The sequence below is a fragment of the Streptomyces sp. MUM 2J genome (assembly GCF_022414535.1).
In the GTDB taxonomy this organism is placed as follows: Bacteria; Actinomycetota; Actinomycetes; order Streptomycetales; family Streptomycetaceae; genus Streptomyces.
The window spans coordinates 121,497-135,040 of record NZ_JADWYM010000009.1; the positions used below are offsets into that span (position 1 = coordinate 121,497).

The 13,544-nt window shown below is 71.5% G+C and carries 12 protein-coding genes; 4 read left to right on the forward strand and 8 right to left on the reverse strand.

All coding sequences use genetic code 11. From position 1 onward, the window contains the following. Window positions 1-254: 254 nt before the first annotated feature. From I3F54_RS11450 to clpS, 3 genes are all read right to left on the reverse strand, one after another. Window positions 255-1,787 carry a sodium:alanine symporter family protein gene (locus I3F54_RS11450; protein WP_240118578.1) on the reverse strand — a complete coding sequence of 511 codons (1,533 nt, stop codon included), beginning with the start codon at window positions 1,785-1,787 and terminating at the stop codon, window positions 255-257. 389 nt (window positions 1,788-2,176) lie between these two features. After that, entirely contained in the window at window positions 2,177-2,782 is a 606-nt protein-coding gene (locus tag I3F54_RS11455; RefSeq protein ID WP_240118579.1) for a DUF2017 domain-containing protein, read from the reverse strand. Window positions 2,783-2,817: 35 nt separating this feature from the next. After that, window positions 2,818-3,135 carry an ATP-dependent Clp protease adapter ClpS gene (gene clpS / locus I3F54_RS11460; protein WP_240118580.1) on the reverse strand — a complete coding sequence of 106 codons (318 nt, stop codon included), beginning with the start codon at window positions 3,133-3,135 and terminating at the stop codon, window positions 2,818-2,820. A gap of 57 nt (window positions 3,136-3,192) precedes the next feature. Here clpS and I3F54_RS11465 point away from each other — a divergent pair, with 57 nt between their 5' ends. Further along, window positions 3,193-4,599, forward strand: coding sequence for a nicotinate phosphoribosyltransferase (locus I3F54_RS11465; RefSeq protein WP_275675998.1), 1,407 nt, complete (start codon window positions 3,193-3,195; stop codon window positions 4,597-4,599). Between the two features lie 209 nt (window positions 4,600-4,808). Then, window positions 4,809-5,396 carry an isochorismatase family protein gene (locus I3F54_RS11470; RefSeq protein ID WP_240118581.1) on the forward strand — a complete coding sequence of 196 codons (588 nt, stop codon included), beginning with the start codon at window positions 4,809-4,811 and terminating at the stop codon, window positions 5,394-5,396. Window positions 5,397-5,499: 103 nt separating this feature from the next. Here I3F54_RS11470 and I3F54_RS11475 read toward each other — a convergent pair whose 3' ends face one another. Continuing rightward, a complete protein-coding gene (locus I3F54_RS11475; RefSeq protein ID WP_240118582.1) occupies window positions 5,500-5,841 on the reverse strand; it encodes a hypothetical protein in 342 nt (113 codons plus the stop codon). A 121-nt stretch (window positions 5,842-5,962) separates the two neighbouring features. Continuing rightward, window positions 5,963-8,314: an immune inhibitor A domain-containing protein gene (locus I3F54_RS11480; protein WP_240118583.1), complete on the reverse strand. Its 2,352-nt coding sequence runs from the start codon at window positions 8,312-8,314 to the stop codon at window positions 5,963-5,965. A 507-nt stretch (window positions 8,315-8,821) separates the two neighbouring features. Between I3F54_RS11480 and I3F54_RS11485 the strand changes: the two genes are divergently transcribed. Next, window positions 8,822-9,079 carry a hypothetical protein gene (locus I3F54_RS11485; RefSeq protein WP_240118584.1) on the forward strand — a complete coding sequence of 86 codons (258 nt, stop codon included), beginning with the start codon at window positions 8,822-8,824 and terminating at the stop codon, window positions 9,077-9,079. 28 nt (window positions 9,080-9,107) lie between these two features. Here I3F54_RS11485 and I3F54_RS11490 read toward each other — a convergent pair whose 3' ends face one another. Then, on the reverse strand, window positions 9,108-9,788 hold the full coding sequence (locus tag I3F54_RS11490; protein WP_240118585.1) for an RDD family protein: 681 nt from the start codon (window positions 9,786-9,788) through the stop codon (window positions 9,108-9,110). A gap of 95 nt (window positions 9,789-9,883) precedes the next feature. Beyond that, window positions 9,884-11,407: an RDD family protein gene (locus tag I3F54_RS11495; protein WP_240118586.1), complete on the reverse strand. Its 1,524-nt coding sequence runs from the start codon at window positions 11,405-11,407 to the stop codon at window positions 9,884-9,886. Between the two features lie 233 nt (window positions 11,408-11,640). On the opposite strand from I3F54_RS11495, the gene I3F54_RS11500 reads away from it, so the two are divergent. Beyond that, window positions 11,641-12,051 (forward strand): SsgA family sporulation/cell division regulator, encoded by a 411-nt coding sequence (locus I3F54_RS11500; protein ID WP_240118587.1) that lies wholly within the window; start codon window positions 11,641-11,643, stop codon window positions 12,049-12,051. 14 nt (window positions 12,052-12,065) lie between these two features. On the opposite strand, the gene I3F54_RS11505 is transcribed toward I3F54_RS11500, so the two are convergent. After that, window positions 12,066-13,481 (reverse strand): FAD-binding oxidoreductase, encoded by a 1,416-nt coding sequence (locus tag I3F54_RS11505; protein ID WP_240118588.1) that lies wholly within the window; start codon window positions 13,479-13,481, stop codon window positions 12,066-12,068. Window positions 13,482-13,544 lie beyond the last annotated feature (63 nt).

Here is a 13,544-nt window from a genome sequence, read left to right on the forward strand (position 1 = left end):
GGCGATCGTGAAGATCTATCACGGCGGCGAGCGGGATCACGGGGCCGCCGTGTGATCCATTGCACGGGAGAACCGGACAAAGGGAGGGTGGAACAGGCGCATCCGACAGCCCGGGTAACGTGATCGTTATCCGGATTTGAGTGTCCTTTGAGCGAACAGGGGGCCGGGGCGGGCCGGTCGCCGACGGACCGCGGGCCCGCCCGCACCGGTGATCGGTGCGGGCGGGCCCGGGGGGTGCGGGGCGGTCGAAAGGCTCAGCGGACGCCGACGGTCTCCGGCTCCTCCTCGACGTCCTCGACGGTGCGCGTCGCCTTGCGGCGGGCGAAGTCCAGGAAGGAGTTGAGCTCGCGCCGGACCAGCGGGGCCAGCAGGTACAGGCCCACGATGTTGATGACGGCGAGCACGAAGAGCACGGCGTCGGCGAGGTCGATCAGCGTCTGCAGGGTCAGCAGGGAGCCGGCCACCGCGAACAGGGTGTAGAGGGCCTTGTAGGCGACCTCGCTGACGCGGCTGCGCCCGAACAGGTGCGTCCAGGCCTTGAGGCCGTAGTAGCCCCAGGTCAGCACGGTCGAGACGGCGAAGAGCAGCACCGCGACGGTCAGTACGTACGGGAACCAGGGCAGGACGGTCCCGAAGGCGTCGGAGGTGATGGTGACACCGCCGACGGACTCGCCCCTGCGGGCGGCGGCCCAGCTGGCCGGGTTGGCGATGACGATGGTCAGCGCGGTCATGGTGCAGATGACGACCGTGTCGATGAACGGCTCCAGCAGGGCCACCAGGCCCTCGCTGGCAGGGTGCTTGGTCTTCACCGCGGAGTGGGCGATCGGCGCGGAGCCGAGGCCGGCCTCGTTGGAGAAGGCGGCCCGCTTGAAGCCGATGATCAGGGCGCCGACGATGCCGCCGGCGACGCCCTCGGGGTGGAAGGCTCCGTCGACGATGGTGGCGAACGCGGCGGGCAGCTCGGTGACGTTGACGCCGATCACCAGGAGGCAGGCGGCGATGTAGATGATCGCCATGGCGGGGACCAGGCGGCTGGTGACCGAGGCGATGGAGCGGATGCCGCCGAGCAGCACGATGCCCACCAGGGCGGCGATCAGGAGGCCGAAGAAGAGCGCGCCGGCCGAGGAGCCGAGGGCGCCGTTCTCGCCGCCGGCCACGGAGACGAGCTGGGTGTAGCTCTGGTTGACCTGGAAGAGGTTGCCGCCGAAGAGGCCGAAGAAGAGGACCATCACGGAGGCGAGGACCGCCAGGACCTTGCCCAGCTTGGCGCCGCCGCTGCCGAAGCGCTCGGCGAGACCCTTGGGCAGGTAGTGCATCGGGCCGCCGGAGACGGTGCCGTCGGGGTGCACCTCGCGGTACTTCACACCGAGTGTGACCTCGACGAACTTGGTGGCCATGCCGAGCAGGCCGCACAGGATCATCCAGAAGGTGGCGCCGGGCCCGCCGATGGAGACGGCGACGGCGACACCGGCGATGTTGCCGAGGCCGACGGTGCCGGAGACGGCGGCGGTCAGGGCCTGGAAGTGGTTGACCTCGCCCTCGGAGCCCTTCTCGTCGTACTTGCCGCGGACGACGTCCAGGGCCACCTTGAACCTGCGCACCTGCACGAAGCCGAACCAGGTGGTGAACACCAGGCCGGCGACGACGAGCCAGGCCACGATGAGCGGCAGCTCCGTTCCACCGACGGGGACGGAGTAGAAGACGATCTCGCCGAGTTTCCTGGCGATGGGTTCGAAGAATCCGCTGACGGCGTCGTCAATGGACGTGGTGACGGAGTCGAGTGACATCGAGCTACATCGGTGGCGCGGGGACGTGCATGCAGGGCGCAGCAGTACGGAGTGCGGGATGAGCGAACGCCGTCGTCCGTTCGGCGACAGGGACGGGGAGCAGCGGCGCGCGGCCCGTGGACGCGGGCGGCGAATCGCTTCCCCGGTGGTTCTGTCGTTCTGACGTGCTGATCGGTGCGCACCGGCGGTGGCCGGCCTCGGCTGTGCGGCGGCTGAGGGTGGGCCGCACGCAGGTTGCCAGTTCTTACCACGCTGTTTACGAAGCCTTGGGTGAGTGACCTCACACGAAAACGCCCCCGGGGACGAAACCCCAGGGGCGGTGACGGGATCGTTATCCGGATTTGAGCGTCCGCTGAGCGAACACGAAAGGCTCTTCCGGTGGCTGCGCGTCAGGCCAGGAGGGTGGAGACCAGCGTCTCCTGGAGCCCGCCGAGCCACAGATAGGCCATCACCATCGGCTTGCGGGGGTCCTCGTCGGGCAGCCGGTAGAGCAGGTCGCCGTCGTCCTCGTCGCCGATCTCCAGGCGGGAGCCGATCGCCAGGCGCAGGTCGTTGAGCGCGCCCAGCCACTGCCGGGACTCCTCGGCGGAGAGCTTGAGGACCGCTCCCCCGTCGCCCGCCGACGTCAGCGCGTCCAGCGAGCGGATCATCGCCAGCGCGTCCTCCCGCTTGCGGGCCCGCAGGTCGTTCTCGGTGTAGCGGCGGAACTCCGCGGAGCTGGCCCTGCACTCCTCGGCCTCCTGCGGCGAGGCGGGCTCCTTGCCGGGATCGCCGTAGGCGTCGGGGAAGAGGCGCCTGAGGACCGGGTCGGACGGGGGCTCGCTCGGGCCCTCGGCGAACAGCTCGGCGAGCGGGTCGTCCGGGGCGTCCTCGGCGGGGCCGGGGCCGATCAGCTCCAGCAGCTGCACGGCGAGTGAGCGGATGATGGAGATCTCGACGTCGTCGAGGGCGACGGCCGCGCCGCCGCCGGGGAGCGGTTCGAATTGTCCGGGCATGAGGTCTTTTCGCTGGTGGGCGGTGTGCGGACGGCTTACTTGCGGTCCTGCTGGAGGGTGGCCCACAGACCGTAGCCGTGCATGGCCTGCACGTCGCGCTCCATCTCCTCGCGCGTGCCGCTGGAGACGACCGCCCGGCCCTTGTGGTGGACGTCGAGCATGAGCTTGGTGGCCTTGTCCTTGGAGTAGCCGAAGTACGACTGGAAGACGTACGTCACATAGCTCATGAGGTTGACGGGGTCGTTGTGGACGATCGTCACCCAGGGCACGTCGGGCTCGGGTACGGCGAAGACCTCCTCCGCCGGCTCGGTCTTCTCGATCTCGATGGGTGCGGCAGCCGTCACAGTGCCCATGCTGCCACGCACCCCGGAAATCGTCACACTGACGAAATGGGAGTAGCATCTGTCGTCATGAACACTGCGGACCCTGGGCTGCCGGAGGAAGAAGGGCGCGAAGCGCCCCCGCGGAAGGGCGGTGGGGGGAGACGGGTGGGCGTTCCCTCGACGGCGCTCTTCACCGACCACTACGAGCTGACGATGCTCCAGGCCGCCCTGAAGGGCGGAACGGCCCAACGGCGCAGCGTCTTCGAGGTCTTCACCCGGCGGCTGCCCGAGGGACGGCGCTACGGCGTCGTGGCGGGCACCGGACGCGTCCTGGACGCGGTGGAGAACTTCCGCTTCGACGCGGATCTCCTCGGCTTCCTGCGCGAGCGGAGGATCGTCGACGAGGAGACCCTCCAATGGCTGGCCGGATACCGCTTCTCGGGTGACGTCTGGGGCTACCCGGAGGGCGAGGTGTACTTCCCCGGCTCGCCGATCCTGCGGGTGGAGGGCTCCTTCGCCGAGTGCGTGCTCCTGGAGACGGTGATCCTGTCGATCCTCAACCACGACTCGGCGATCGCCGCGGCCGCCTCCCGCATGGCGTCCGCCGCCGGCGACCGCCCCCTGGTCGAGATGGGCGCCCGGCGCACCCACGAGCTGGCCGCCGTGGCCGCCGCGCGCGCCGCGTACGTGGGCGGCTTCACCTCCACCTCCGACCTGGCGGCGGGGTTCCGCTACGGCATCCCCACCGTCGGCACCTCCGCCCACGCCTTCACCCTGCTGCACGACCGGGAGCGGGACGCCTTCCGGGCCCAGGTCGACTCCATGGGCCGGGGCACGACGCTGCTGGTGGACACCTACGACGTCGCCGAGGCCGTCCGTACGGCGGTGCAGGTGGCCGGACCCGGGCTGGGCGCCGTCCGCATCGACTCCGGCGACCTGCTGCTGGTCGCGCACCGGGTGCGGCAGCAGCTGGACGAGCTGGGCGCCCGCCACACGAAGATCATCGTGACCTCCGACCTGGACGAGTACGCCATCGCCTCGCTGGCGGCGGCGCCCGTGGACGCCTACGGCGTCGGCACCCAGCTCGTGACCGGCTCCGGGCACCCCACCTGCTCGATGGTCTACAAGCTGGTCGCCCGCGCCGAGTCCGCCGACCCGGCGGCGCCGCTGGTGCCGGTGGCGAAGAGGTCGTCCGGCGGCAAGACCTCCGCCGGTGGGCGCAAGTGGGCCGCACGGCGGCTGGACGGGGACGGGGTCGCCGAGGCCGAGGTCGTGGGCACCGGGGCGGTGCCCGGCGAGCTGGCCGGCAACCAGCTCCTGGTCGAGCTGGTCAAGGGCGGAGAGCCCCTGGACACCGCCCGCGAGCCGCTGGACACCGCCCGCGACCGGCACACGGCGGCCCGCGCCGGCCTGCCCCTGTCGGCGACCCAGCTGTCCCGCGGGGAACCCGTCCTCCCGACGGAATACGTCCACGGGCACTCGGGTAGCCACTGAGCGGCCGGCCTGTCGGGGCCCGCCGACCGCCCGCGGGGCGCGCGGGCGGGAGGGCGACGACAGGTCCGAAGGGGCGGGCAGGGGCACGCGCCCCCTTTCACGCCCCCTGATGCCCCCTCCCGAACCGCCCCGGGAGTCAATAGGCTCGGAAGTTCACCGGCCGGGCCCCTTCACCGTCACGCCGACCCCATAGCCGAAGGACACCCACCATGCGCCGCGCCTTGATCGTCGTAGACGTGCAGAACGACTTCTGCGAGGGGGGCAGCCTCGCGGTGGCCGGCGGCGCCGACGTCGCCGCCGCGATCACCGAGCTGATCGGGCAGGCGACCCCCGCGTACCGGCATGTCGTGGCCACCCGCGACCACCACATCGCACCGGGCGGCCACTTCGCCGACAACCCCGACCACGTCCGCTCCTGGCCCGCCCACTGCGTGGCGGGCACCGAGGGGGTGGGCTTCCACCCGAACTTCGCGCCCGCCGTCGCCTCCGGCGCCATCGACGCCGTCTTCGACAAGGGCGCCTACGAGGCGGCCTACAGCGGCTTCGAAGGCGCCGACGAGAACGACGTCCGGCTCGCCGACTGGCTCAAGGAACGCGGGATCGACGAGGTGGACGTGGTGGGCATCGCCACGGACCACTGCGTGCGGGCCACCGCGCTCGACGCCGTGAAGGAGGGCTTCCGCACCCACGTCCTGCTGGACCTCACCGCCGGTGTGGCCCAGGAGACCACCGAGGCGGCGCTGGAGGAGATGCGCCAGGCCGGCGTGGACCTCTCGGGCAAGCCCGTCCTCCATTGACCTGCTCCTCGGCCTGAAGGACTCCCGGCAGCCGGCCGCCGGGCCGCTGGTTGCGCGTGGCGCGTGGCGCGTGCGGGACACGGGCGGCGGGACACGGGCCGCCTCAGGTCTGGGGCGTGGGACGTGCGAGCAGGGACCTGATCGGACGCCACAGCTCGGTCACCGGTTCGGGCGCGGCGACCCCGTGGTCGGGGTCCGTGCGCCATATGAGGCCGTCCGGGTGATGCAGGACCGCCGTGACCTCGTCCGGCGTCGGTGGGGCCGCGTTGCCCCGCAGGTACACCGCGCGCAGCCCCAGGTTGCGCAGCCTGGTCAGGGCGCGCGGCCGGTTCCGGGCGAGGACGAGGACCCGCACTCCGGCGGGGCCGTCGGCGGCGGGGCTGGGCAGGTTCAGCGCCACCACGACACTGCCGTTCGGCAGCTTGCAGAAACCTCCTGCGGCCATGCAGTCACACCCCCGTGCGTACCGGTGTCAATAAGGAAGCCACAGCACGCACCTAAACACGATCGGCGGCAACCCGCCAGGGGGTTACCGCCGAAGCGCGTTTGACCTGCGGAAACGTCGACTACTTGGCCGACGGTCCGACCAGCAGGGTCATCGACGAGCCGCTCCACGGCTGCCACAGGATCCGGATGCTGGTGTCGGTGTCAGTGACCTTGACTCCGGCCAGGGGGTTCGACGCGTCGTAGTAGGTCGACCTGCCGTCGTCGAAGAACGGGACGCCGCGCTGCGACTTGACCTTGGTCTCGACGCCGTCCTTGTGCAGCGTCACCCCGTCCGTCCGGTACCAGCTGAAGGTGGAGTCGTAGGACTGGATGCGGTTGCGCATCAGGGTGCCGTCGGTCCACTTCAGGGCGTTCGGGTGGGCGTCGACCGGAAGGATCAGGCCCTCACCGGGGTGCGCACTGGTGTTGTCGTCCGCCTGGGAGGTGTCCCACTTCCAGATCAGCAGACCGTCCTGGTACGGGTAGTGCTCCACCCAGCCGGGACGGGTCGACGTGAAGCCGAAGTTGTACGGGCCCGTCCTCAGCGTCTTGTCGTACGACACGTACTGGCGGTTCTCGGCGATGTAGTACTGCGCGTAGTCGTCCGTGATGGACGCGCCGATGCGGGAGAAGCCGTTGGCCGTCCAGGCCGGGTCCGCGGACTCGACGTCGTCGGCGAACAGGACCGCGCCGTCGGCGGTCACGCTGATCTCGTCGGCCGCGAAGCCCTTCTGGGCCACGCCGCCGTCGGTGGCGTAGCGGAAGCGCACCTGGACCTTCTGCCCCGCGTAGGCGTCCAGCGGGAACGCCAGCTTCTGGTAGGCGTCCACCGTGCCGGTCAGGGCCGGCTTGCCGCTGCCGTCGCGCGGGATGGCGGTGCCGTCGGCGAGGGTGCCGTCGATCGGCGTGAAGGTGGCGCCACCGTCCGTCGACACCTCGGTGTAGAGGTAGTCGTAGTCGGTCTCGATGTCCCACCAGCCGTCGAGGGTCAGGCTCGCGGAGGACTTGCCGGTCAGGTCGACCGTGCGGGTCAGGGTGTTGCGCAGGTCGTCACCGCTGCCGCTCCACCACTGCATCGAACCCTGCGCCGGGGCGACGACGTCGGTGGTGACCGTCTTCTCCGGCAGCGAGACCACGACGGCCTGCGGGTTCTTGGTGTTGTACTCGGCGACGCCGACCTTGTGCAGGCTGTACTTGCCCGCCTTGGCGGTGTCGTAGTTCAGCCAGCCGAGCTGGAGCTTGTCCCAGGCGCTCATGTCGCCGGGCAGGTCGCCGATCGACTCCTTGCCGGTGCCCAGCCAGGAACCGGAGGACATCAGCGTCCAGAAGCCGGTGCCGTTCTCGCCGCCGCCGGAGGTGTCGTACTCGTCCGGCAGGCCGAGGTCGTGGCCGTACTCGTGGGCGTAGACGCCCAGACCGCCGTTCTCCGGCTGGATGGTGTAGTCGCCGACCCAGATGCCGGTGTCACCGATCTGCGTGCCGCCGAGCTTGTTGGTGTCCGGGCCGGTGGAACCGGCGTCGGTGCCGAAGGCGTACCAGCGGTGCGCCCAGATCGCGTCGGCGCCCTGCGCGCCGCCGCCCGCGGACTCGTCCTCGCCGGCGTGGACCAGCTGGAAGTGGTCGATGTAGCCGTCGGGCTCGTTGAAGTTGCCGTCGCCGTCGTAGTCGTAGCGGTCCCACTGGTCGAACTGGGACAGCTCCGCCTTGATCTGGGCGCTGGTCTCGCCGGCCGCCTCGCGCTCGGCGACCCAGGCGTTGACACCGTCCTGAACGGCGTACCAGGCGCCGGTGGGGGCGTCGTTGGAGCCGTAACGGGCCTCGTTGTAGGGGATCTTGACCCAGTCGGTGACCTCGCCGTCGACCGAGTAGCGGCCCGAGGACTGCTTCTCGTAGTACTTCTTCAGCGACTCGACGCCCTTGCCGGTACCGAAGTACAGGTCCTGGAAGTGCTTCTGGTCGTAGTCCGCCTGCCAGGCGGTGCTGTTGTTCGTGGTGCGGTCCGGCTGCGCGATCTGGTTGTGCAGCGGGCCGGGGGTGCCGCCGTAGCGGCTGTCGATCTGGTCACCGAACTCGACCAGGATCGTGAAGATCTTGTCGGTCCTCTCGCGGCCGAGCTCGACGTACTTGCTCGTGCCACGACGGCTGTGGAGCTGGACGACCTTCGAACCGTCACGGTTCTTGACGGTCGCCTTGCCGGATATGACCTGCTTCAGGGCTTCTTCGCGCTGCGCCTCCTGCCTCTTGCTGAGCGGGCCGTCGAAGTCGTGCTCCTTGGCCTGTACGGGCTGCGGGTCCTGACGGTCCGCCGCCGGCGCCTGGGCCGGCGGGTTCTCCGCGGCCTGGGCAGCGGCGAACGTGGAGAACGTCGCGGACGCCGCAGCCAGCGCGACACCGATGGCCGCAGCTCTGAACGTCCAGGGTCTACTGGTCACTTGAGTTCCTCCCCCGCACCGGCGCGCGCGGCAGAGGTGGGCCCTGGTCATGGCGGGAACCGCGCACGCGTGTTCAGCGCGTGTGTTCAAGTGACGTCATTTGACTAGAGGTTTAGAAGAAAAGACAGACCTTGACTTGCACAGGTCAATTGCACTATGCGGAGCTGGCGTCCGCTTTGCGGACAGCCGAACCGAGTGCCGCACAGGGCCCGACAGCCCCGTACATACCCCCCTGACTCCCCCTCCGGAACCCCGTCCACACTCCCCCGCCGGCACCCCGGCCCCCGGAAAAACTGCTCCGAACCACGCCGCCTCTCCGACGGACTCCCCGACGATTCGCCGCCGAACCGCCGCCGAACCCCTGCGGATCGGGCCGGTGACTCGCCGATGACTCCGTGCGCCCCCCGTGCACCGGCACTGTTGGTTAGGTCACGCTTACCGCTCGTTCCGCTCGGGCATGCACGCGAATAGAGTCGAGACACCCCCGCTTCCGAGGACACGATTGCCATGCCTGGTCCGCTGCCTCGTCCGACCGTGGCACAGCTCGCCTACGGTTCCTGCACCGTCGTCTTCTCGACGCTCGCCATGCTGCTGCTGTCCCGGACGAGTTCGGGCCCGGCGGTCGCGGTCGTCGCCGTGGCGGCGCTCGCGCTCGGTCTGCTCGTCGCCATGACGGTCCCGGCACCCCGGACGTCCAAGCCGCCCGCGCCGGACGAGACGCCCGCGTCCGCCGAGCAGAACGAACGGCACCCGGTGGCCCCCTGACGGCACATCGGGGACCGGCCGCCCGGATTCACGTCAGGGCGACCACCACCGTCTTCGCCGCCTTGTCGTGCAGGCCCTGCTTGTAGGGCTTGTCGAAGAAGCTCCAGCCGCCCGCGATCGCCGTCCAGACGCACGCGCAGCAGAACGCGAACGGGATCCACAGCACCAGGGCGCGGATCAGGGAGGTCTGCACGGAAGGCGTGGCACCGTCGTCCAGGTTGGCCACCCGCATGCCGAGCAGCCTCTTGCCGAGCGTCTGGCCCGTCCTGCTGATCAGGTAGGTGTCGTAGCCGACATAGAGCACCGCCGCGACAACGGCCTGCGCGAGCGACTTGCCGACCTGGATGGTGTTGCTGTCCACGGTGTACTCGGTGACGCCGAACCCCCACGTGAGCAGCCAGACGACGACACCGACGAGGATCATGTCGATGATGCGGGCGAGGGTGCGCTTGCCGCTGTCGGCCAGCGGGGGCATGCCGGCGAGCGGATCGGCGGGACCACCCGCGCCGCCGGGCGGACCGGCGCCGTAGGGTCCGCCGCCGTAGGGGCCGCCTGGAGGCGGTCCCTGGCCGTAGGGGCCGCCGCCTCCCGACGGGGTGTCGTACGGTGAGCCCGATCCCTGCCCCGGGCCGGGACCGGACGGTGGCTGCTTCCTGAACGGGTCGTCTTCCGGCGGCTGTCCGGAGCCGGGGGGCGGTTCGGTGCTCATGAGCCGAGTCGACCGCGAACCCCCCGGCTCCGCATCCGGCGAGCCGCCGGAAGGAGTACCGGATGCCGGGCGGAACGGCCGGACGGCCTACCGGGTCAGCCCGCGACGAAGGTGTGGGCGGCCTTGTCGTGCCAGCACTGGTGCCACGGCCGGTCGAACAGGCACCACGCGACGCCCACGACCCCGATGCCCAGCAGGCCGGGGACGCTGTAGACCAGCCAGCGCCGCAGGGCCGGGCCGAACGACGGAGGCTCGTGCCCCTCGATGTCCTGTACCCGGAGGCCGAGGAGCTTCTTGCCCAGGGTGCGGCCCCACCGGGCGGTGGGCAGTGCCTCGTACAGGGCGCCGACCACCAGCAGCACCGCGAGGACGATGCCGAGGTAGACCGAGGTCGTGCCGTCGACGATCCACACCGTGACGGTGTGTCCGGACAGCTCGGCCGCGTCGATCTTCTCGTTGACGTGGTCGATCGTGCGCAGACCGAGCGGGACCGCGGCGGCGGAGGTGACGGCCGCGAGGACCAGCGTGTCCACGAGCCGCGCGGCGAGCCGTCTGCCGAGCCCGGCGGGGCGGACCGCGGCCTGGCGGCGGGCCGCCGCCAGGAAGGGGTCGTCCACCGGCGGCTTCCAGGGCGCGGCGGGCTGCTCCTGCTCCCGCGCCTCGGCCAGCCGGTGCACCTGCTGTGCCCAGGAGGCCTGGCCGCCACCGGCGCCGCTGGTGACCGGGGCGGCCGCAACACCCGCGACCGGGTCCGCGGCCGGAGCCGGCGCTCCCGCCTGGGGCGGTACTCCCGGAACGGTGGTCGCGGACGCCCGGGGCGCGGCGCCACCGGGCTGCCCCGCAGGGGCTCCCGCGCCGTACGCGCCGGACGGGGCCGGGCCGGTCGCCGCTGCCGCCCCCTGCGCCGGCGCCCGGTCCTGGCTCTGCGCGGCCGCCGCCCGGTCGGCGGCGGCCTTCCCCGCGGTGAAACCGGGTCCGGACGCGGCGGGGGAAGCCCCTGGCCCGGCCTGCGGAGCACCCGCGGAGGCCGCACGGACCGGCCCCTGCGTCCCGAAGCCCGTGCCCGCCGCCCCCGTTCCTCCCGGATCGCCCTGCCCCGGCGAGGCCGCCGGGCCGAACAGCATCGTGCCCTCGTCGCGGTCGCCCCGCGCGGCGGCCGGGCGGCGGAAGACGACGGTTCCCGGAGCGGAGGACGCGCCGTCGGCCACCGGCTCCGCGGGGGCGGGTGACTGCGCCGGGACCCTCGGGTCGGCGCCCTGGGCGGGGGTGCCCCAGGAGACCCGGTTGCCCTCGCCGAAGCCGGACTGGCGGGAGCGGTCGGCGCCCCAGGCGGAGGCGGGTTTTGCGGGTGTGCCGTGCTGCCCCTCCGCCGTGGGCTGCGGCTGCGGGTCCTCGTCGAAGAAGTGCGGGCCGGTCTCCTCCACGGACGGAGCCACCGGCTGCGCGGGACGCGCGCCGGGCGGCGGCGCGAGCGGTTCGCCGTCGGTCGGTGCCGGGCGGCTGGTGCCCGGTACCCAGGCGGAGCCGTTCCAGTAGCGGACGTATCCGGGGATGGACGGGTCCGGGTAATACCCTTCGCGGGGCCGGTCGTCGCCGGGGGCCGGGGTTGGGGCGCTCATGTCCGTCGTCCCGTATCTGTCTCGGAGGTGAGTTGGGGGCCTCCACATCTATCAGACGAGCGCATCCGCCACTGCCTCTCCGACAGTACCGACTCCTTTCCGGGCAACGCCGTGCATCCGTCTTCGCGACCGGGGAGGAATATTTTCGGAACCCGCGTAATGCTTCCGGCCCGGCCCCCTCCCTCTTCTCGTACGGGCCCGCCCGAGGGCCCCCGACGAGAGGACCGAACCTCATGCACACCGTGGTCGAGCGCGAACTGGAGCTGAAGCTCGTCCTGTCACCGGAGCACAGCGTCCCGGTCCCGGCCAGGCTCAGCTACCGCACCGGCGACCCCTACGCCGTGCACGTCACCTTCCACATCAACTCCGACCACCCGGTGCGCTGGACGTTCGCCCGCGAGCTGCTGGTCGAGGGGGTGTTCCGGCCGTGCGGGCACGGGGACGTGCGGGTGTGGCCGACGAAGGTGGACGGCCGCAGCGTCGTACTGATGGCGCTGACGTCGCCGGACGGCGACGCCCTGCTGGAGGCGCCGACGCCGCAGGTGTCGGCCTGGCTGGAGCGGACGCTGCGGGTGGTGCCGCCGGGCACGGAGGGCGGGCAGCTCGGCATCGACGACGCGCTCGACCAGTTGCTCGCCCGGTGAGGCACGCGCCGGGGTCAGAACAGCTTGCCCGGGTTGAGCAGGCCGAGCGGGTCGAAGACCTGCTTGATCTGCCGTTGCAGTTCCACCCCGACCGGCCCGATCTCGCGCGCCAGCCACTCCTTCTTCAGCACCCCCACCCCGTGCTCGCCGGTGATGGTGCCGCCGAGTTCCAGGCCGAGGGCCATGATCTCGTCGAAGGACTCGCGGGCGCGCCGCGACTCGTCGGGGTCCTGCGCGTCGAAGCAGACCGTCGGATGGGTGTTGCCGTCGCCGGCGTGTGCGCAGACCCCGATGGTCAGACCGTAGGTGCCGGCGATGCGCTCGACCCCGTCGAGCAGGTCGCCGAGCCGAGAGCGGGGCACGCACACGTCGTCGATCATCGTCGTGCCCTTGACGGCCTCCAGCGCGGTCAGCGACAGCCGCCGCGCCTGGAGGAGCAGTTCGGACTCGGCCGCGTCGTCCGCGGGGACGACCCCGGTGGCGCCGGCCGCCTCGCACAGCGCGCCGACGGCGGCGAGGTCGGCGGCGGGGTCGGGGGTGTCGAACGCGGCCAGGAGGAGGGCCTCGGTGGTCTCGGGGAGGCCCATGTGGGCGAGGTCGTTGACCGCCTTGACGGTCGTGCGGTCCATCAGTTCCAGCAGGGAGGGGACATGACCGCCGGCCATGATCCGGCACACCGCGTCGCAGGCCTCCGCCGCCGACCGGAACTCCGCGGCCAGCACCAGTTGCCCGGGCGGCTTCGGCTTCAGCGCGAGCACCGCCCGCACGATGATGCCGAGGGAACCCTCGGAGCCGACGAAGAGACGGGTGAGGTCGTATCCGGCGACGCCCTTCGCGGTGCGGCGGCCGGTGGACAGCAGCCGGCCGTCGGCCAGGACGACGTCGAGCCCGAGGACGTACTCCGCGGTCACGCCGTACTTCACGCAGCACAGGCCCCCCGAGGCGGTGCCGATGTTGCCGCCGATCGTGCAGGTCTCCCAGCTGGAGGGGTCGGGCGGGTAGTACAGACCGTGTGCGTGGACGGCGCGGGAGAGGTCGGCGTTGACGACACCCGGTTCGACGACGGCGATGCGGTCGACCGGGTTGATCTCCAGGATGCGCCGCATCCTGGTCAGGGACAGCACGATGCAGCCGTCGGAGGCGTTGGCCCCGCCCGACAGGCCGGTGCGGGCGCCCTGCGGGACGACGGGCACGCGCAGTTCGGTGGCGGTGCGCATGACGTGCTGGACCTGTTCCACGGTGCGCGGCAGGACGACCACGGCCGGGGTGCCGGACGGGCAGAAGCTCGCCATGTCGTTGGCGTAGGAGGCCGCGACGTCGGGGTCGGTCAGGACGGCCTCGGCGGGCAGGCCGGCCCGCAGCCGGTCGACGAGTGTGCCGCTGCCCGCCGTGCCCGCGGGGTGGGGCGCTTCGATACGGCTCATGATCACAGGTTCGCACCGGCGGCCATCGGTGTGAACCCCGTGTACGGCAGACGCCGCATGCCGGGGGTG